Source organism: Rhodococcus sp. SJ-2, assembly GCF_053750035.1.
The window spans coordinates 1,656,523-1,674,469 of sequence record NZ_CM132340.1; the positions used below are offsets into that span (position 1 = coordinate 1,656,523).

A 17,947-nucleotide genomic window follows, 5' to 3' on the forward strand; every position below is an offset into this window, starting at 1 on the left:
CTCGGCTGCAGGATCACGAGTAGCCACCGGTTCACGACAGCGCGACCGCGTTGACCAGCCCCACCGACAGCAACGTGATCGCCACAGCCCACGCGGCACCGCTCATGTGCGGCTCGGCGACGAGTGCCGTGATCCTCCCCGGCAGCACACGGTTCATGATGAGCAACGCCGCCGCCTGCAACAGCACACCCACCAGGCCGTAGACGAGCGAGTCGGTGATCCCTTGCGCGAACCCGTCGGCACTGGTGGCGATCGCGGTCACCACGATGATGGCCAGTGCCAGATGGTTTGCGCCGAGCAGCAATGCGGCGTTGGGATTGCGGTCCACATACACCTGATGACGCAGGTTCCCAGGGGTCAGACCGTCAAGCACGGTGAATCCGAGCGCCAGAACACCCACGCCGATGATGAAGTAGATCAGCGTCCCGACCACCCCCTGCACAAGCAGGGACGGGTCGACGGTGCCGAGTTCGAGGTCGGCCGCCAGCAAGGTGACTCTCATATCGTCAAGGTTCCGATCTGCTGAGTTCGTTCGTCATTTCGCGCTCCCCGATCCACCGGAGGTGTTTCCTGCCGCCGGTGAACCGGGCGTGAAACCCGGCCCGAGGAACACGAATCCGCCGCTGCTGTAGCGGCCGTCGAGATCCTCGACAGTGATGGTGCTGCCTCCCCCGGACGCAGCGCCGACGGTGACGATGTCGTCGTTGTACCGGAGATACTCGTTGCCACCGTCCGCCTTCCGCGCCGCGGGATCGTCGTTCGCGACGATATCGGAGACCGTGGTTCCCACCGGATCGGGCGAGTAGTAGGTGTCGACATCCCCTGATCTGCCACGGTGCTCGTAGGTGTCGGCAATGTAATCGTGCACCTGACTGCCGCACCCCGCGGTCGCGAGCACAGCGACAACGAGCGCGAATCCGGCTGCCATCCGTCTCACGGCCGCCACCGGCTTTCGGTTTCGACGATCACACTCGAGTCGGCGTGGGGGTAGAGATGCCAGGTGCACCAATGCCATTCGCCCGAATCGGCGGCACCGGTGAGCACGGTGAGCGCGTCGCCGTCCCCCGGGAATCCCGCACACAACCAGCCCTGCCCCGACGACGCCGCGTCGCGGAGTTCCTCGGCTCGCCGGGCCAATTCGTCGCGCCGCACCGTGATTGCCCGGCTCCGGAAGCGGTAACCTCCGCGATCCTCACGATCGGGGAGCAGGCGGCCCCCCGAATCTACGGCATCGCATGAAACCTGCTCGGTGAGCATGTGTTCGCCCGATACAGCAGTGACCACGTGCGATGCCCCCAGTACGCCGAGAGTGAGTGTGCCCGCGGCAGAATCGGTCAGCTGCTCGGACACCAACGGCGTGGGCACGGGCGCATCGAGGACAAGTCCCAGCGCCGCGGCGGACACGTCACGCGGAGCGATATCCAGCATGTGGTGGCTCATCGGGCGGGGCCCGCGTGGATGACGGTCAGCTCACTGCGCGTGACCGTACGTCCCGTGGACACCTCCCACGACCCGCCGCGAGACCACCGCTCGAACGCGATCAGGCCGGTGCTGTCTGCGGTTGCATAATCCACGTAGTCCATGGTGCCGCTCGGCGCCGTGCCGGTCGTTCCTTCCGCAGTGAATCGGGCGGTGCCCGCTTCGAGCTGACGGTGGACGCGGTCGTCGAGGACGACATCTCCTCCGGGCTCGAGGCCGGTGCCCTCACGTCGCATCCACAAGGTCATCTCGAGTTCGCCCTCGTCGTTCTCGACGGTGAGCCAGCGGCGACCGGTCGAACCGTCGAGCAGGTGCTCGTGCCAGCGATAGCCCTCCTCGTCGAGGGTCAGTGTGCCGCGCACCACGTGGTCGATACCCGCATACGTGATGATGTCGCCGACACCGATCGCGTAGGGATCCCACACTTCCGGGTAGTCGGTGAGCGGATCCACCCGCGCTGCAGGTGCAGACGGCTTACGGGTGCGGATGACCACGACGACAACGGCCACGACGAGGGCAACGATCAGCAGGACAAGCAGGACTTCGGTCATCGAGTACCCCAGGTCGACAGCAGTTCCGTTGCTCGACCCTACCGGCCGACGTGAGCCCCGACCCAGCCGTCCCGTCGTCGTGCCCTCGAGCACTTCGTCCCATTCATCGGACACAAATTCGCACACGCGTGTGCACAATCAATGGGTGAGTTCAACAGGTACCGTGACCGATCCCCACCGCAAGACGCTGCGGAGCCCCCGATTCTGGCTCGCACCGCTCGTCGTCGTCACCGCAGTGATGTCCGCGCTCGGCTACTTTTACCTCGCGAGCATGGTCAATCCGTCGGAGAACCTGCGCGAGTTCCCCATGGCGATCGTCAACCAGGACGTCGGGGACGTGATGCCCGGCGACGAAGAACCGCGGAACCTCGGAAACGAGATCACCGCGGCGATCCTGGACGGCCTGGATCCGGAAGAGATCGACATGCAGGAGATGGGTATCTCCGCAGCCAACTCCGGCCTCGACAACGGGTCTTTGTACGGCGCGATCGTGATCCCCAGCGACTTCACCAAACGCACATCGATTCTCGCGCAGGGCAGCGTCGTGCCCGGCGACATCGAAAAGCCCATCATCACCGTCTACTCGAATCCCCGGACCGGGACGTTCTCGACCGGCATCGTCGGCATCATCGGCGACACCGCTATGACCCAGGTCAACGAAACGGTGGGGGAGCAACTCACCACGCAGGTCACGAACACCCTCGCCGAAACCGCACCCGACCTGCAGTTGTCGGGCGGAAGCCTCCTCACGCTCCAAGACCCGATCAACGTCCTGAACGTCGAACACAAACCGCTGCCCGACGGCACCGGCGCCGGCCTGTCCGCGTTCTACTTCACGTTGCTGCTGATCCTCGCGGGATTCACCGGCGCCACGATCGTCAACACCCTCGTCGACACCGCTCTCGGCTTCATCCCCACCGAATACGGGCCGCTCTACATCAACAGAGAGACCACCCGGATGTCCCGCTTGACCGTGTTGTTCATCAAGTGGGGAATCATCGTCGTCCTGTCGCTGATCGTGTCCGCGCTGTATCTGTGGATCGGTACGGCACTCGGCATGCCGGTGCCGCGCGCCCTGCTGATGTGGGAATACGGGGCGCTCGCGATCAGCGCGGTCGGCATCACCTCGGTGTCGGTGATGTCCGTGTTCGGCTCCGCAGGTCTGCTCGTCAACCTGTTCATCTTCATCGTGCTCGGGTTGCCCTCGTCCGGCGGCACGGTCCCGATCGAAGCGATGCCCAAGTTGTTCGAGTGGCTGTCGACGTTCGAGCCGATGCATCAGATCTACATCGCGACCCGCGCGATCCTCTACTTCGACGGCCACGGAGCTGCGGGATTGACGCACGGAGTCGCGATGACGTTCGTCGGGCTCGGTGTCGGCGTGGCGCTCGGCGGAATCGTGACGTGGCTGTACGACCGTCGAGGATTCCACCGCTCCATCGAACTGCTGGCGGGCAGCACCGCGTCTTCGGCCGATAGAGCAGACTAGGTCGGTGCGTGCCGTCGTCGTTCCCCATGCCTCCGAGAGCGGGGGTGTACGCGGCGGCACCATCGCCCTGATCGACGACGCGGGCACCCCGGTGAGCGACGCGCGGGACTGTCGCGATCTGGCCGCGACCGTCGCGGAAATCGAATCGGCCCGCAGCCCGCGCTGGGTGTGGACCTCCACTGCCACCGTGTACCCCGGTCTGCTGCGCGCCGGTGTGCGGGTACAGCGGTGTCACGACCTCGCGACCACCGCCGCGATCCTGAACACGCGCGACGGCATCCCACCGGAACCCATCGAAGAACCGGCCGATGAACGGCCGGGACTGTTCGACGCGGCGCCCGCCACCGACATCGCCGCCGTGATCGAGCGATTCGTCGGGCAGCGACGACGTACCGCCGTCGATCGTCGCCTCGACCTGCTCGTGGCAGCCGAATCCGCGGGCACGCTCACCGCCGCCGAAATGAGCTTCGATGGGTTGCCTTTCTCCGCCGAAGCGCACCGCGCACTGCTCGAGCGCACCCTCGGTCGACGTCCACTCGGCTATGAACTTCCCTCGCGGATCGCCGAGGTGGTCGCGGAGATCCAGCTCGTGTTCGGTCGGCCCGTGAATCCGGCGTCGCACGTCGAGGTGCTCGACGCGTTCCGCCGCGAGGGCATCGAGCTCGCGTCGACCCGCAAGTACGTGCTGCGCGAACTCGACCATCCCGCGGTGCCGTTGCTGCTGCGACACCGCGACCTGTCGAAGCTCTACAGCACCAACGGGTGGAGTTGGCTCGACACCTGGGTGCACGACAACCGCTTCCGTCCCGTCTACGTGCCGGGAGCAGTGGTCTCCGGACGGTGGGCGAGCCGCGGCGGTGGTGCATTGCAGATCCCCAAGGCATTGCGGTCGAGCGTGATCGCCGACCCCGGGCATACTTTCGTCATCGCCGACGCCGGGCAGCTCGAACCCCGCATCCTCGCCGCCATGTCGGGAGATCCCCGCATGGTCTCGGCCGCAGGAAGCGATGACCTGTACGCCCCGGTGGCGGCAACAGCATTCGGCGGCGACCGCGCGAAGGCGAAGGTCGCGGTGCTCGGTGTCCTGTACGGCGCGACCTCCGGAGATTCCCGTGCGCTGCTGACGGTGCTGCGCAAGAGTTTTCCCGATGCGGTGGAGTTCGTCGAACGTGCAGCCCGCGCCGGGGAACGCGGAGAGGTGGTGCAGTCCTGGCTCGGGCGTGCCTGTCCCCCACCGGAACCCGGCTTTCTCTCGCACGGGGATGTGCGTGCACGCGGACGATTCACCCGAAACTTCGTCGTCCAGGCCACGGCGGCGGAATGGGCGCTGTGTGTGCTGGCAGAGCTACGTCGCCGGCTCGCGGCGGCTCCGGATGGTCGCGACGGCGAGCTGGTGTTCTTCCAGCACGATGAGGTGGTGGTACACACCCGGAACCCCGATGCCGCGGCCGCGCACATCGAAGCTTCGGTCGAGGCAGCGACTCGGTTGATGTTCGGCGACACCGAAGTTCGGTTCCCCATGTCGACGTCGATCCGGAACTGCTACGCCGACGAGGGCGAGGACCCCGAGTTGTGATCCGGCCTGAGGGACATTCAGGTCGACCTGCCGATTTGCTGGAGGTTACTCGGTAGAGGCGTGCTCCTCGTCACCCTGTGGACGAACACGGTGCGCTCAGTAGCGCAGCAATGCGGCCACCCCATCCGCCGGGGTCAACCGTTCGTCCATCCGCAGCATGGCTGCGCCACTGGTCACCGCCGCGAACGGCAGGGCTTCATCCGCACGATGGATCCGCTCACTGCCCGAACCCATCTCCGACAGCGCACCCGAATCGGCGGCGACAAGGGAAGGATCGTCACCCACCAACACCGTGACGTCGCCGAGATCCCCCAGGATCAACATGTCGACGCGGCGCTGACGCAACGCTGCTGTCACCTCACTCAATCCCTCGACGGCCAGTCCTGTGCCGGCTCCGGCGCGATAACGCTCCGCCGTCTCGTCCATTTCAGTCAGACGTTGCTGCGCCAGTGCCTGCTCGATGTGCTCACCGGTGCGTTCCCGGTCGCTACCCTCACCCCGAGAGCCTGTCTGCAGCTGCATCGACACCTCCTTGATGCGCTGCGGCAACGCCTCCACCAAATCACTACGAGAGCGAATTTCACCGATCACGAACACCGGCTCACACCGGTGCTCGTCGGCGAGCTCGGTGAGGCGGTCGGCGAGGGCGGCGATGTTGCGGTGCCGCTGCTCCTCGACGCGAGGTTCGGGGTCCCCATAGCCGGGCGTCTGCGCACCGGAGGCCTTGTGGATCGGATAACCCTCCCCGGCGACTGTCTCTTCATCGAGCGCAGTGCCCTGCTGGTCGTAGACCGTCAGATCACCGCCGGTGTGGTCGACGGCGACCACGAGATACGGCCGGCCGCTCGCGCCGTGTTCCACCAACGGCAGTAGGTAGGGCAGCTCGGAAACCCGCACCTCGGTGCGCAGCGGCGGACGGATGAGCCGCTCGTGCACGAGCACCTTGTCCCCGTTGGCCACGATCGCGCGTCCACCGCGGCCGATCGCTGTCGGCGCCTCCGCCAACGCGCGTTCGATGTTGTCGAGTACCGGCGGCGGGGCCTCGAGTTGTTCGAGTTGCTCGCGGATCGAACGCCATGTCAGTTCCGCGATCTGCGCCGCGTCCTCCGATGCGTGTGAATCCTCGTAGTACACCGAAGCGAACGGCCCCTTCTCGGTGGTGAACTCTGCGAAACGGTCGGCATGCACGGCTTCCCCTCTCGATGTGTCGCGGTTGTGATTCGGGTGCCCGCCGTCGACGAAGGTAAACGTATGTGCTCTTGTGCAGCGATCACGGCTGCGCGGGGCCCGTGTTGGCCACATATCGGCGTCGATGCTCCCCCGGTGGTGTCCGAGCAGCAAGACGCGGTTACCGGCTATTCGACGGGATCATCGAGTTGAACGCGTGTCACGTCCGCCAACTCCGACAACCGGGTCACCAGGGCCGATAGCGGTCCAGCCCCCTCGACTTCGAGTTCCACCTCCACCTGAGCGGCGGGAAGGGTGGCGGGATCGAGACCGTCGGCCAGCCGACCCAGCAGACCGCCATGCTCGGCTACTGATCCGCGGGTGGAGAAACCGTCCACTGCAAAACCCTGCTCGGTGCAGGTGTGCAGAATTCCACGCAACGCTCCGGTCCCGTCCAGATAACGCACCCGCACGATGTTCTGCTGCGAACGCCTCATACCGGTGAGCCGGACGATGGCCGGATACAGGTACGCGATCAGGAAATGGCTGACGGTGACAAATATTGCCGGCACCACCAAGCCTGCTCCGGCAGCAGATCCAATGGCGGCAGTCAGCCAGATCGACGCGGCCGTGGTCAGTCCCCGGACCTTGTTGCGACGTACGAACACCAGGCCGGCGCCGATGAAACCGATCCCGGAGACGATCTGTGCAGCCACCCGGGACGGGTCGAGGGTGACCAGCCCTTCCTCGGCGACGTCGTCGAACCCGTACTTGCTGATCACCATGAACAGCGCAGCACCGAGTCCGACGAGAGTGTGGGTGCGCATGCCGGCCGACTTCTGCTTGATTTCACGTTCCACACCGACCGCGGTGGAGAGCACCAACGCCACGCTCAGCAGGACAAGCAGCTGCCACCATTCGGCAGGTGAGTCGAGCAGCATTGCCCTATGTCCTTCCTTGTGGGCAGCTTCGACGACCGGGCCGACGGTTGTCCTCGCGCCCGCACGGCCACTCGATACCACTCAGGTCGAGTTCACCAATTGGTCCCCTTGTCGGAGCGGTGTGATGTGGTCTCGCATTCCACTGCAGGGCACGGCCCAAACGTCATCGGTACCGCGTGGCGGTTATTCGGCGTCGGGCATCGAGACCGTCAGTACTGCGTCGACGACGTGCGTATTGCGTTCGAGGTCTCGTTCGAGCTTGCGCAGGGTGGGGGCGATACGCGACTCGGCGTAGTCCCCCATCAGATCGACACTGGCGACGAGGAACACCTGTTTCGGCCCGACGTATTCGAGGCGGACGAACCGCACCGCCGCAACCTCGGGCATGTTCTCGATGCGTGCCACAGCCGCGGTATGCAACGCGTCAGAGGCCGGCTCGCCCGTCAGAAACCGCCGGTTGCGATCGATGAGAATCACCGCGATCACGCCGAGCAGTACGCCGACGAGTATCGATCCGATGGCGTCCCACAGCGCGTTGCCGGTGAGTTGGTGCAACGCCATTCCGACGAAGGCAATGACGATTCCGATCAGCGCAGCGCTGTCCTCGGCGAATACCGCCCGCAATGTGGGATCCGACGTCTCGAGCACGTAATCCAGAATGTCCCGGTCTGCGCGGTCGGCCTCACCGCCGAGCTGGCGGGTGGCCTGCAGCAGCGAGATCCCTTCCAGGACGAACGCGACGGCCAGCACGATGTAGCCGATCGCATAGTTTTCACCGCCCGCGCTCTCGTGGATCAGTTCGGTGATGCCGTGCCAAACCGACACCGCAGAGCCGGCGACGAAAAGGCCGACCGCAGCCAACAGTGACCACACGTACGCTTCTCGGCCATAGCCGAGTGGATGGTTCGTGTCGGCAACGCGTGCGCTTCTACGGTTGGCGATCAGAAGGAAGATCTGATTGCCCGTGTCGGCCCAGGAGTGTGCGGCTTCGGCGACCATGGAGGCAGATCCGGTGAACAATGCAGCGGCCGTCTTGGCCAGTGCGACGGCAAAGTTCGCGCCGAATGCGATGAGCACGGTGCGCATACTTTCCCCGCCGAGGTCCTGGTCTGTTGCCGCTTTACGGGGAGGGGGCGTGTCCATCTTCGTCAGTCTGGCAGGTTCGGTCAGCGGGGACCGGGTGACGCCGATTTCTGTTGCACGTACCTGGCGACCGGCCCTACACGTGCCGAACGTGACCTGGCGCGGTTCTTCCGGGGGCTGTGGCCGCGAGCGTCGGCGACGAACAGTCCGACAGGATTGGCCAGACAGCGCAGCCGGACGCGGCGCATCAAAATGGGCTTCGGCGTGGGTGGTAGTGCTGCTGCGGGCGTAGCCGACCTCAACGGTGTACAGGTCGGCCGGTGTCGACGTGATCGGCGTGACCCAGCTGACAACACCCGATGGCGATGGTCTTCCCGGTCTTCAGCCGCAAACCGATCTTCGGGTACACCGGCCTGGTGTACGCGACCATCGCGATCGCCGCTCTGTCGGTCGCGGTGTGGGCGCACCACATGTATGCGACCGGAGCGGTGCTACTGCCGTACTTCGCGTTCATGACCTTCCTCATCGCGGTACCGACCGGGGTGAAGTTCTTCAACTGGATCGGCACGTTGTGGCGAGGGCAGATCACGTTCGAGACGCCGATGCTGTTCGCCCTCGGCTTTCTCATCACCTTCCTGTTCGGCGGACTGACCGGGATCATCCTCGCGAGCCCGTCACTGGATTTCCACGTTCACGACACCTACTTCGTGGTGGCGCACTTCCACTACGTGCTGTTCGGCACCATCGTCTTCGCGACGTATTCCGGCATCTATTTCTGGTTCCCGAAGATGACAGGCCGGATGATGGACGAGCGGCTCGGTAAGTGGCATTTCTGGCTGACATTCGTCGGGTTCCACACCACGTTCCTGGTGCAGCACTGGCTGGGAAACGAGGGCATGCCGCGTCGCTATGCGGACTATCTGCCGTCCGACGGGTTCACCACGCTCAATGCGATCTCCACGATCGGGGCGTTCATCGTGGGGGTCTCGACGCTGCCGTTCGTGTGGAACGTGTTCAAGAGCTACCGCTACGGGCAGGTCGTCACCGTCGACGACCCGTGGGGTTACGGCAATTCACTCGAATGGGCCACCACCTGCCCGCCGCCGCGCCACAACTTCACCGAACTGCCGCGCATCCGCTCCGAACGGCCCGCGTTCGAGCTGCACTACCCGCACATGTCGGAGCGGATGCGCGCGGAGGCGCATGTCGGGCCGGGTAGCCACAAACGTGAAGTCAATGTGCTCGAAGGCGCCGACCGCAGGCCACCCGACAAGACGAACACACCCCGCTGACCAGCGGTTCGACTGTTCACGTATCCGCGTCACACCGTGCCGCTCACCTACGCGTGGGGACAGCCCGTGGCCTCCCGCACCTGCCTGCAGGGCGAGACCTTCACCGTCGAGCAAGCGCACGCGATGGGGCATCCTGCACGACCAACTCGCCGTCCTCATCGCCGAGAACGAAATCCTCAGCGGTAACCCGGCGCGTTCCCACCTGCGCACATGGCGTGTGAATCCGAGATCAGGACGGCCTGCACGAATGAGGGCCGTACCGTCGCCGACGCTGTCGATGTGCGCGTTCGACCAGGCGGCGGGCATCAGCGTCGGTAGTGCTCGGCCACCGCAGTGAACGACTCTTTCGGCTCCCACGCCATATCGGGGTACGTCTGCCCGCGGTGATTCTCGAGAACCTTGACGATCCCGAAGCTGGCGAGATCCAGATCATCGCGCGGGTCGCCGTCCGGGCGATGGGGGTGGTTGTACAGCGCGAAGAGGAACACGAAGGTGCTGTCGACGCCCTCGGTGTCGAAGATCTCCAACAGCTCGCGCAGATAGTCGGCCTGGCCTGCCTCGTCACGTCTGTAGTGCCCCTGCAACCGGATCGGGTCACCGTGCTCGTCGTACTCGACGATATCCATGCTGCGCGGCGCCATGTCGCCGGCTCCGTGCCACGTTGCTGTTCCGAATCCGGTGACGGCCACCGGCTTTCCTTGTGCGACCAGCGTGCGCACACCCTCACGAAAACGGTCGGCCACCTCTGCCGAGCGAATCAGCTCGATCGACAGATAGTCGAACGGCGCCCAATCGACGTGCTCGAACTGTATGCATGCGTATGTGACTTTGCCCCGGAAGTGTGCGCGAACGATCGGCAGTGCCTCACAGAAGAAGTCGTTGAGACGGGTGCTCACCTCGGCGAACCGGGCAGACCGGAATTCAGGGTCTCCGAGTAGGTGGTCCAGACGCTCGGAAGTGCTTTCACCAGAGGTGAATCCGCGGTTCATGATACTCAGCTCGACACCGGCGACGAATACGACCTCGGCGCCCGAGCGTCGTATCCGTTCGGCTCGCTCGGCGCAGTCGGCGAACAAGGTCACGATCTCGCCGGGAGTCAGTTCCAGTGGATAGGGGGAAAACCAGACCTCCAACCCCAACTCCGCGGCATAACGGCCGGCGAGTTCGAGTCGAGCGGGGTCACCGCCGGTGATCTGGACTGCGGTGCAGTGCAAATCGTTCCGGATGATGGCAAGTTCGCGCCTGACCACCTCGGGGGCGAACTCCTCACGTGAGGTCTTGCCGTTCCGGACGAAGCCGGTGTCGTATGTCATGCCCTTGCCGCGCATCTACCCGTCCCTTTCGTCCGCTGGCTGCTTCGATCGCCCACAGTAGGCATCAACATGCGTGCACGCAATATTGCGTGCACGCACCTACAGTGTCATGCTGGTGTCGTGACGACGACACAGGGATGGCGAGAGAAAAAGAAACAGGCCACACGCCGAGCACTACGCGAATCAGCACTACAGCTCGCGCGCGAACGCGGACCCGAGAACGTGCGCGTCGAAGAGATCGCCGAGGCGGCCGGTGTCTCACCCAGGACCTACAACAACTATTTCCCCAGTCGCGAGCACGCGATCGTGGCCGCCGTCACCGCCGAGCGGGAGGCCCAGGTCGCGGCAGCAATTGCAGCGCACCCGTCGGCCACCCGGCTTGTCGATGCCATCACCGATGCGATCGTCGAGCAGTACACGGCCCCGAGCGAACATCACCGCGACGCACTGCTGCTGATCACCACCCACCCGGCCCTTCGAGAGGTGTTCCTCGGCTCCACGAGCGCGATGGAGCACCCCCTGGCCGACGCAATCGCCGACCGCCTCGAAGACACCGACGAGCGCGCAGCCCGCGTACTCGCTGCCAGCGTGACGGCCGCGGTCCGTATCGCGCTCGACCGGTGGCTGCGACCGGCCACCGAGCCCCTCGCCGGCACCGGCCTGATCATGGTGTCCGGTGCACTTGCCGACGAGCTCCGTGCGGCACTTTCCCTCCTGGCGCCGGCGCTCGATGCAGCCGAGGAGAAATCCCGTACCCCAGTGCGCCGGTGAACCTACTGTCCGCGATCAGGTCGGCCACCTGCCACACGGTAGGCGGCGTGTGTCCACAGGTGAGATACGGCGTAGGCGCGCCACGGCCGCCATGATTCTGCGCGCGTGGTCGTTTCACCGGCAGTGATGCCTCCCAATGCTCGGCGCAGCACGAGGTCGCCGGAGGGAAAGGCGTCGCGGTCGCCGAGGGCCCTCAACGACAGGTAGTCGACGGTCCACGGTCCGATTCCCGGCAGCACGAGTAGGTCGTCACGAAACTCGGAGCTCGATGCCGGGTCGAGTCCGTCGGCTGCAGCGTTCGCCAGCGCATACACCGTACGTGAGCGCGCCCCAGTGATTCGAACCGTCGTCTTCAGTTCGTCCGGATCGATACCCTTGAGACGCTGCGGCGTCGGGAAACATCGCAACCCGTCGAAATCGGGTTCTCCGTATGCTGCAACGAGTCTCGCCGTGAACGTCGCGCCCGCCGCAAGACTCACTTGCTGCCCGAGCACTGTCTGCACAGCGGTGGAGAACCAGTCGGTGGCGCCGAGCACGCGCAGGCCGGGCGTTCCCGATACGAGGGGTGCGAGGATCGGGTCTGCTCCCAGCGCCGCGTCGATCACGGTCGATTCGGCGTCGAGGTCCAGCCAGGTGCGGATGCGCTGTTCGAGTTCGGGCACGTCGCGATCGTCGGCGGCGTCGATCCGTGCAGTGACATGAGAGGCTTCGGGATCGCTCGCGAACGTCACCGACACCACCGCGGGGCCACCGCGAGCCCGGACCGCGCGGCTGTGCGTGCGGGTCTGTGCGTCGTGCCGCTCATAACCCGCGACCGTGTGGCTCCGCAGTGCATCGAGCATCGCGGACGCGGCGAACGGCGGTGTCACCGGCAGTTGCAGGATCGTCATGCCGCGGTCTCGAGGCTCAGCAGAGTTTGTTTCGCCTCGATACCCCCGACGTACTGCCCGATCCCGCCGTCGCTGCGCACCACCCGATGGCAGGGAACGATCACGGGCAGAGGGTTCTTCGCACAGGCAGTACCCACTGCACGCACAGCCCTCGGGCTGCCTGCCGCCGCCGCGACTTCGGCGTAGCTGGCGGTGTGCCCGTAGGCGATGTCGGGGAGGTGCGTGATCACATCGCGCCGGAACCCGGTGGCGAGCCGGAGGTCGAGCGGTAGATCGAACGATGCGCGATTGCCCTCGAAGTACTCGTCGAGCTGCGTCGCCACGGCGTCGAGTCGGCGCGGCGCTTCGAGGATGCGAGGGCTGATCCGCGCCGCGAGGTCGTCCAGCACGTCGTCCTGTCCGTCGGCGACATACGCGACGCGAACGAGTCCGGCGTCGGTCGCAGCGAGCAGCAGAGGACCGACCGTGGTGTCGACGGTCCGGTAGGCGACGTCGAGGAGGCCGGCGGCTTCGGCATCGATCGTGAGTTGTCGATGCAGCCACGCAAGATCGGACTTCGCGACCGGTGGCGTCGGAAAGGTCATGACACGCTCCCTGTCTCGGTGCTGTAGTGACGACGCAATGCTGCACGGCCGTCGGATGCGGCACGACGTGCAGCTTCTGCGGTGTTGCCCAGCAGTTCACCGATTTCCGCGTACCGCAGTCCGCCGATGTAGTGGTAGACCAGCGCGGCGCGCTGGGTGAACGGGAGGGCCGCAACCTCGCCCCACAGTTCGTCGTCGCCGGTGCCGGGAAGGTCGGTGGTCGATGCCCGCTCGGGTAGCACCTCGGTAGGTATCGGTGTCCGCCCGTGCACACGGTGGACGTCGATGGCCTTTCGATGCGCGATGGTCACGAGCCACGCCTCGAGGTTGGCGTCCGGCTTCAGATCCGGGTACGCACGCAGTGCCGCGAGGAACGTCTCCGACCACGCGTCGTCGGCATCGGCGACGCTGAGCATGGCGCGGCACACCCGGAGCACCGTCGGACCGTGCTCGGCCACGACCCGTTCGAACGGTGGCAGATGTGTCTCAGGCCGGTGTGGGGGCATGGGCTATCCGCTTCTCCTGCTCGAGGAGGAACAGTTTGCGCTCTACTCCCCCGGCGTATCCGGTGAGTTTGCCGCTGCTGCCGATGACGCGGTGGCACGGAACGACGATGCTCAGTGGGTTCCGTGCATTGGCCGCCGCGACCGCCCGAACCGCGGTGGGGCGGCCGATCGCGGCTGCCACTTCCCCGTAGGTCGAGGTGGTGCCGAATTCGATGGCTCGAAGCGCTGCCCACACTGTGTGCTGGAACTCGGTACCCGCCGGTGCGAGCGGGATCGTGAAGGTCGTGCGTGTGCCGTCGAAGTACTCGCGGAGTTGGGCGGTGGCGTCCTCGAACCCGGCAGCGCTCTGTGGTCCGAAGCCGTCGCGATCCGGGGCAGGGTGGTGATCGGGCATGTAGAGGCCCGACAGCACTCCGTCGGTGTTCACGAGGGTCAGCTCGCCGATCGGCGAGCCGATCACAGTATGAGTACGTGATGCGGTCACGGCTTCGATCCTTCCATCCGGTGCAAGGTCTACATGGGGTAGACGCACGGGGCGGCGAAAACGTGAGGTGCCCTGTTCGGGCACTATGGGCGGATGATCTCGCTGCCACCGCTGCCCCTCGTCGGATCGATCACCGGTGCAGCACGCACCCTCGTCGAGGGCACGGTCGCCACGGCTGTTTTCGCCGCGACCATTCCCGCTCGCGTCGAGGTATTGCTCGACACCGCCGAATCACTCGTCGCACGCGTCGACGGTGTCGTCACCGACGCTGCCGCAGCCGTTGCACGAGCAGCTGCGGTGATCGAGGCGACCACGCTGGTCATCGAGGAAGCTGCGGGTACCGCTGCCCACGCGAAGCAGGTCATCGAGTCGGCGGGTGCCAGCACCGACGTCGCCGGTGAACTGCTCGATACCTACGCGCCACTCGCGAAGCAGGCAGCACCGCTGGCGTCGCAATTCCTCGACGAACTGTCGCCCGACGAAGTGCACGCGGCGATTCTGATGCTCGATCAGTTCCCGGAACTCTCCCAGCGAATGGTCGGCCTGATGCCGGTCCTGGCGACCCTCGAGACCGTCGGGCCGGAACTTCACGAACTGCTCGAGGTCGCCAAGGACGTGCGTCGGGCCATCACCGGAATGCCCGGCTTCAATTTCCTGTTCCGCCGCGGCGAGGACAAGCCCCAGAACGACTGACGCCTCATTGACCGAACGTCACCTTCATACCGTTGAACTGCATGAAGGTGACGTTCGGCCACAACCGCAGGGGCCGTCAAACCTCGTACATGCTCGAGCCGGCACGACTGAGAACCAGCCGCGGCAGCACCGCGCGCGACGACAACTTGAGCAGCGCGTCGACCAGTTCCACGACGTCGTTGACCTCGAGCATCGTCTCCGCGGGGATCTTCTCCTTGATCCAGTCCGACATGTCGGTGTCGACATAGGCCGGCGCAATCGCCGACGCGGAGACTCCGTTGCCGGATTCTTCGAGATTGAGGGTCTCGATCAGAGAGATCAACGCGGCCTTCGTCGCGCCGTAGGCCGCAAGCCCGGCTTCGGCATACACGCCGGTGATGGATGACAAGGCCACCACTTTCGCTCCTCGGGCAGGGTCTGCTGCAGCAGCTGCCCGCAACAGCGGCAGCGATGCCTGGAGCAACGCGAACGGTGCGGCGAGGTTCACCGCGAGTGTCTTGTTGAAGCGCCGTGCCGGGAATTCTGCGATCGCGCCCGCGGTGCCGACACCGGCGTTGAGGATCAGGGCCCGCATCGTGCCGAACGATTCCTCGTGCGCACCGACCACTCGTGCCGCCACTTCGGGATCGGCGAGATCGGCGGCGACCGCGCGTACTTCTGCGGCACCCGCCTCACGCAGTCGACCGGCGGCCTTCTCGAGCCGCTCCTCGTCGCGTGCCGAGATCGTGAGGGCATATCCCTGCTCGGCGAGCCTCACCGCGACACCGAACCCGATGCCGCGTGACGCCCCGGTCACCAGTGCACTCGCCGTCACGAGTCTGCTCCCTTCATTGCGTCGAGACCGGCTGCGACAAGGGCGGGAACTGCTTCGCCTGCCTTGTCGAACCCGTCTCCGATGGTCGCGCCGACTCGCCACCGGTGGTTGATGCCTTCGGCGATCACGGCGAGCTTGAAGTACGCGAGCCCCATGTAGAAGTCCCAGTGCGCGATGTCGCGACCCGAGGCCACCGCGTATCGCTGGACCAGATCGTCATTGGCAGCCAGGCGCGGACTCGTCCACGCGGCAGGGAATCCGAGCACATCGTCGAGTGCCGGATGCCGATACACGCACATCAGCGCGAGGTCGGTGAGCGGGTCGCCGAGTGTCGACAGTTCCCAGTCCACCACTGCCGCAATTGTTCCGACATCGTTCCGGTCGAGGATGGTGTTGTCGATGCGGTAGTCGCCGTGCACGATCGACGGTGCAGGCGATTCGGGAATCGAATCGGTGAGTGACGCATGCAGACGTTCGAGGTCCGGAAGTTCACGTGTCTTGACCCGGCCCCACTGGCTCGCCCACAGTTTCACCTGCCGGGTGACGTACCCATCGGGGCGGCCGAGTTCGCCCAGGCCGACGGCACGGAAGTCGACATTGTGCAAGGCTGCGATGACGCGGACGAGTTCGTCGGTGCAGCGTGCGATCTCGTCGTCGGTCAGAGTGTCGAGGTCGTCCTTGCTGCGGATGACGCGTCCGTCGACATGCTCGACAACAGTGAACGGTGCGCCCATCACTGCGTCGTCCTCGCACAACGCGATCGTCCGCGCTACCGGCACTCCGCTGTCCTGCAGCGCGGACGTGATGCGGAATTCACGGGCCACGTCGTGCGCAGAGGGTGTCAGACCGGCGGTGGGAGGACGGCGGAGTACCCACTTCGATGTGTCGTCGAAGATGCCGTAGGTGAGGTTGGATTTGCCGCCTGCGATGAGTTCCGCACGCAGTTCACCTTCGACGCCTACCCCGGATTCCGACAGGAATCGTTGGAGGGCAGGAAGATCGAGGCCTTCGTGGTGCACCGTGGTCATGACGTGGCTGCCTTCGCAGCGGCAGCCTTACGGGCGGCCCCGACGGTGCGCTTCGCGATGGCCCAACGGTGCACCTCGGACGGCCCGTCGTACACCCGGAAGGGACGGACTTCACGCGAGAGACGGGCGAGCGGCAGATCTTCGGATACGCCGAGACCGCCGCACATCTGCACCGAGCGGTCGACGATCCGGAAGATCGCCTCGGCCGCGAAGGTCTTGGCGATGGAGGTGGCGTTGGCGGCGTGGGAGCCCTGGTCGAGCTCCCAACATGCCTGCGTGAGCAGAGCACGGGTGGCGGCGATGTCGATCTCGTTGTCGGCGACCATCTTCTGGATCATGCCGAGATCGCCGAGCTTCGAGCCGAAGCCTTCACGCTCGGAGACGTATCCGACGGCGACGTCGTGACCACGGCGGGCAGCACCGAGCCAGCGCATCACGTGGGTCATGCGCGCCGGGCCCAGCCGGACCTGCGCGTAGGCGAAGCCCTGGTCGGCTTCACCGAGCACGGCGGAGTCCGGGACGAACAGATCCTCGAACGTCACCTCGCAGTGACCGCCGAGCATGGACTTGTCGAGGGTGCCGATGTGCCTGCCGACCGTCAGGCCCGGGGTGTCCGCCGGGGCCAGAAACATGGTGGCGCCGCCGCGCTGGCCGGGTTCACCGGACGTGCGCGCCATGATGATGAAGAATCCGGCACCATCGGCTCCGGTGATGAAGTGCTTGCGGCCGTTGATTTTCCATCCACCCGAGACCTTCTCGGCGCGGGTGTTGAGCGCGTTGGGATCGGCACCTGCGCCCGGGGCGGGTTCGGTCATCGCGAACGCGGAGCGGACATCGCCCGCCGCGAGCGGGGCGAGGAACTGCTGTTTTTGTTCGTCGCTCGCGATGTGCGCCAGCATGTGCACGTTGCCCTCGTCGGGCGCGGCGATGTTCAGTGCGGTAGGTCCGAACAGCGAGTAGCCCGCCGCTTCGAAGACGGGTGCGCGGTCGGACATGCCGAGACCGTGTCCGCCGTACTCGACGGGGGCGTGGGGTGCAAAGACTCCCGCATCCTTCGCGGCCTTCTGCAGGTCCGTACGGATGGCGTCGCCGCCCGCAGCGGTGATGTCACCACCGTTGGCGTCCTCGATGGGCAACACGTGGTCGCGGATGAATGTTTCGGTCTTCGTGACCAGGCCGGTTACCTGATCCGAATACGACAGATCGACTGCCATGATCACTCCCTCTCCACACCGACCGATCGATCGCTCGGTTACGGATACCGTGACATATCCGCGCCGGTCCGG

Annotated in this window: 19 protein-coding genes and 1 pseudogene; 5 read left to right on the forward strand and 15 right to left on the reverse strand. The window is 65.5% G+C overall.

Annotated features, from left to right (window positions below; all coding sequences use genetic code 11):
- Positions 1 to 31: 31 nt before the first annotated feature.
- The 4 genes from ACSYG9_RS07600 to ACSYG9_RS07615 are packed head-to-tail and all read right to left on the reverse strand — an operon-like array spanning position 32 to position 2,030.
- On the reverse strand, positions 32 to 502 hold the full coding sequence (locus ACSYG9_RS07600; RefSeq protein WP_440126575.1) for a DUF350 domain-containing protein: 471 nt from the start codon (positions 500 to 502) through the stop codon (positions 32 to 34).
- Positions 503 to 535: 33 nt separating this feature from the next.
- Positions 536 to 946 carry a DUF4247 domain-containing protein gene (locus ACSYG9_RS07605; RefSeq protein ID WP_440126576.1) on the reverse strand — a complete coding sequence of 137 codons (411 nt, stop codon included), beginning with the start codon at positions 944 to 946 and terminating at the stop codon, positions 536 to 538.
- Positions 934 to 1,440 carry a DUF2617 family protein gene (locus ACSYG9_RS07610; protein ID WP_440126577.1) on the reverse strand — a complete coding sequence of 169 codons (507 nt, stop codon included), beginning with the start codon at positions 1,438 to 1,440 and terminating at the stop codon, positions 934 to 936. Before ACSYG9_RS07610 ends, ACSYG9_RS07605 begins: the two co-directional genes overlap by 13 nt.
- On the reverse strand, positions 1,437 to 2,030 hold the full coding sequence (locus ACSYG9_RS07615; protein ID WP_454841912.1) for a DUF4178 domain-containing protein: 594 nt from the start codon (positions 2,028 to 2,030) through the stop codon (positions 1,437 to 1,439). Before ACSYG9_RS07615 ends, ACSYG9_RS07610 begins: the two co-directional genes overlap by 4 nt.
- A 145-nt stretch (positions 2,031 to 2,175) precedes the next feature.
- On the opposite strand from ACSYG9_RS07615, the gene ACSYG9_RS07620 reads away from it, so the two are divergent.
- Both ACSYG9_RS07620 and ACSYG9_RS07625 read left to right on the forward strand, forming a co-directional pair.
- The gene (locus ACSYG9_RS07620; protein ID WP_454841914.1) at positions 2,176 to 3,519 is read left to right on the forward strand and encodes a YhgE/Pip domain-containing protein; all 1,344 of its coding nucleotides are present in this window, start codon (positions 2,176 to 2,178) and stop codon (positions 3,517 to 3,519) included.
- Positions 3,520 to 3,523: 4 nt separating this feature from the next.
- Entirely contained in the window at positions 3,524 to 5,095 is a 1,572-nt protein-coding gene (locus tag ACSYG9_RS07625; RefSeq protein ID WP_454841916.1) for a bifunctional 3'-5' exonuclease/DNA polymerase, read from the forward strand.
- A 96-nt stretch (positions 5,096 to 5,191) separates the two neighbouring features.
- On the opposite strand, the gene ACSYG9_RS07630 is transcribed toward ACSYG9_RS07625, so the two are convergent.
- The 3 genes from ACSYG9_RS07630 to ACSYG9_RS07640 all read right to left on the reverse strand — a co-directional run bounded on the left by ACSYG9_RS07630 (position 5,192) and on the right by ACSYG9_RS07640 (position 8,346).
- A complete protein-coding gene (locus ACSYG9_RS07630) occupies positions 5,192 to 6,283 on the reverse strand; it encodes an Rv2629 family ribosome hibernation factor (RefSeq protein WP_454841918.1) in 1,092 nt (363 codons plus the stop codon).
- 167 nt (positions 6,284 to 6,450) lie between these two features.
- A complete protein-coding gene (locus tag ACSYG9_RS07635) occupies positions 6,451 to 7,203 on the reverse strand; it encodes an MgtC/SapB family protein (protein WP_454841919.1) in 753 nt (250 codons plus the stop codon).
- Positions 7,204 to 7,386: 183 nt separating this feature from the next.
- Positions 7,387 to 8,346, reverse strand: a complete 960-nt coding sequence (locus ACSYG9_RS07640) for a cation diffusion facilitator family transporter (RefSeq protein WP_454841921.1) — start codon at positions 8,344 to 8,346, stop codon at positions 7,387 to 7,389.
- A gap of 308 nt (positions 8,347 to 8,654) precedes the next feature.
- Between ACSYG9_RS07640 and ACSYG9_RS07645 the strand changes: the two are divergent.
- Positions 8,655 to 9,578 (forward strand): annotated as a pseudogene (locus ACSYG9_RS07645) (cytochrome c oxidase subunit I); the annotation flags it as partial.
- Positions 9,579 to 9,883: 305 nt separating this feature from the next.
- Here ACSYG9_RS07645 and ACSYG9_RS07650 read toward each other — a convergent pair.
- A complete protein-coding gene (locus ACSYG9_RS07650; RefSeq protein ID WP_454841923.1) occupies positions 9,884 to 10,906 on the reverse strand; it encodes a hypothetical protein in 1,023 nt (340 codons plus the stop codon).
- A 105-nt stretch (positions 10,907 to 11,011) separates the two neighbouring features.
- Here ACSYG9_RS07650 and ACSYG9_RS07655 point away from each other — a divergent pair, with 105 nt between their 5' ends.
- Entirely contained in the window at positions 11,012 to 11,662 is a 651-nt protein-coding gene (locus ACSYG9_RS07655) for a TetR family transcriptional regulator (RefSeq protein WP_440126603.1), read from the forward strand.
- A gap of 2 nt (positions 11,663 to 11,664) precedes the next feature.
- On the opposite strand, the gene ACSYG9_RS07660 is transcribed toward ACSYG9_RS07655, so the two are convergent.
- Genes ACSYG9_RS07660 through ACSYG9_RS07675 form a run of 4 tightly spaced genes read right to left on the reverse strand, consistent with a single transcriptional unit; the run spans position 11,665 to position 14,126 of the window.
- The gene (locus ACSYG9_RS07660; protein ID WP_454841924.1) at positions 11,665 to 12,552 is read right to left on the reverse strand and encodes a DNA-3-methyladenine glycosylase family protein; all 888 of its coding nucleotides are present in this window, start codon (positions 12,550 to 12,552) and stop codon (positions 11,665 to 11,667) included.
- Positions 12,549 to 13,136, reverse strand: a complete 588-nt coding sequence (locus tag ACSYG9_RS07665; RefSeq protein ID WP_454841925.1) for a methylated-DNA--[protein]-cysteine S-methyltransferase — start codon at positions 13,134 to 13,136, stop codon at positions 12,549 to 12,551. Before ACSYG9_RS07665 ends, ACSYG9_RS07660 begins: the two co-directional genes overlap by 4 nt.
- Positions 13,133 to 13,642 (reverse strand): RNA polymerase sigma factor, encoded by a 510-nt coding sequence (locus tag ACSYG9_RS07670; RefSeq protein ID WP_454841927.1) that lies wholly within the window; start codon positions 13,640 to 13,642, stop codon positions 13,133 to 13,135. The genes ACSYG9_RS07665 and ACSYG9_RS07670 overlap by 4 nt, the downstream gene beginning before the upstream one ends.
- Positions 13,623 to 14,126 (reverse strand): methylated-DNA--[protein]-cysteine S-methyltransferase, encoded by a 504-nt coding sequence (locus ACSYG9_RS07675; protein WP_454841928.1) that lies wholly within the window; start codon positions 14,124 to 14,126, stop codon positions 13,623 to 13,625. Before ACSYG9_RS07675 ends, ACSYG9_RS07670 begins: the two co-directional genes overlap by 20 nt.
- A gap of 93 nt (positions 14,127 to 14,219) precedes the next feature.
- Here ACSYG9_RS07675 and ACSYG9_RS07680 point away from each other — a divergent pair, with 93 nt between their 5' ends.
- Positions 14,220 to 14,819, forward strand: a complete 600-nt coding sequence (locus ACSYG9_RS07680; protein ID WP_454841929.1) for a ribulose 1,5-bisphosphate carboxylase large subunit — start codon at positions 14,220 to 14,222, stop codon at positions 14,817 to 14,819.
- A gap of 76 nt (positions 14,820 to 14,895) precedes the next feature.
- On the opposite strand, the gene ACSYG9_RS07685 is transcribed toward ACSYG9_RS07680, so the two are convergent.
- Genes ACSYG9_RS07685 through ACSYG9_RS07695 form a run of 3 tightly spaced genes read right to left on the reverse strand, consistent with a single transcriptional unit; the run spans position 14,896 to position 17,875 of the window.
- Positions 14,896 to 15,633 carry an SDR family NAD(P)-dependent oxidoreductase gene (locus ACSYG9_RS07685; RefSeq protein WP_454841930.1) on the reverse strand — a complete coding sequence of 246 codons (738 nt, stop codon included), beginning with the start codon at positions 15,631 to 15,633 and terminating at the stop codon, positions 14,896 to 14,898.
- A complete protein-coding gene (locus ACSYG9_RS07690; RefSeq protein WP_440126610.1) occupies positions 15,630 to 16,661 on the reverse strand; it encodes a phosphotransferase in 1,032 nt (343 codons plus the stop codon). Before ACSYG9_RS07690 ends, ACSYG9_RS07685 begins: the two co-directional genes overlap by 4 nt.
- On the reverse strand, positions 16,658 to 17,875 hold the full coding sequence (locus ACSYG9_RS07695; RefSeq protein WP_454841932.1) for an acyl-CoA dehydrogenase family protein: 1,218 nt from the start codon (positions 17,873 to 17,875) through the stop codon (positions 16,658 to 16,660). Before ACSYG9_RS07695 ends, ACSYG9_RS07690 begins: the two co-directional genes overlap by 4 nt.
- Positions 17,876 to 17,947 lie beyond the last annotated feature (72 nt).

Coding starts and splice junctions, on each gene's coding strand:
- ACSYG9_RS07635 (WP_454841919.1), bottom strand. CDS start 7,203: ATGCTGCTCGACTCACCTGCCGAATGGTGGCAGCTGCTTGTCCTGCTG.
- ACSYG9_RS07610 (WP_440126577.1), bottom strand. CDS start 1,440: ATGAGCCACCACATGCTGGATATCGCTCCGCGTGACGTGTCCGCCGCG.
- ACSYG9_RS07650 (WP_454841923.1), bottom strand. CDS start 10,906: ATGCGCGGCAAGGGCATGACATACGACACCGGCTTCGTCCGGAACGGC.
- ACSYG9_RS07690 (WP_440126610.1), bottom strand. CDS start 16,661: ATGACCACGGTGCACCACGAAGGCCTCGATCTTCCTGCCCTCCAACGA.
- ACSYG9_RS07660 (WP_454841924.1), bottom strand. CDS start 12,552: ATGACGATCCTGCAACTGCCGGTGACACCGCCGTTCGCCGCGTCCGCG.
- ACSYG9_RS07665 (WP_454841925.1), bottom strand. CDS start 13,136: ATGACCTTTCCGACGCCACCGGTCGCGAAGTCCGATCTTGCGTGGCTG.
- ACSYG9_RS07640 (WP_454841921.1), bottom strand. CDS start 8,346: ATGGACACGCCCCCTCCCCGTAAAGCGGCAACAGACCAGGACCTCGGC.
- ACSYG9_RS07680 (WP_454841929.1), top strand. CDS start 14,220: ATGATCTCGCTGCCACCGCTGCCCCTCGTCGGATCGATCACCGGTGCA.
- ACSYG9_RS07600 (WP_440126575.1), bottom strand. CDS start 502: ATGAGAGTCACCTTGCTGGCGGCCGACCTCGAACTCGGCACCGTCGAC.
- ACSYG9_RS07615 (WP_454841912.1), bottom strand. CDS start 2,030: ATGACCGAAGTCCTGCTTGTCCTGCTGATCGTTGCCCTCGTCGTGGCC.
- ACSYG9_RS07695 (WP_454841932.1), bottom strand. CDS start 17,875: ATGGCAGTCGATCTGTCGTATTCGGATCAGGTAACCGGCCTGGTCACG.
- ACSYG9_RS07670 (WP_454841927.1), bottom strand. CDS start 13,642: ATGCCCCCACACCGGCCTGAGACACATCTGCCACCGTTCGAACGGGTC.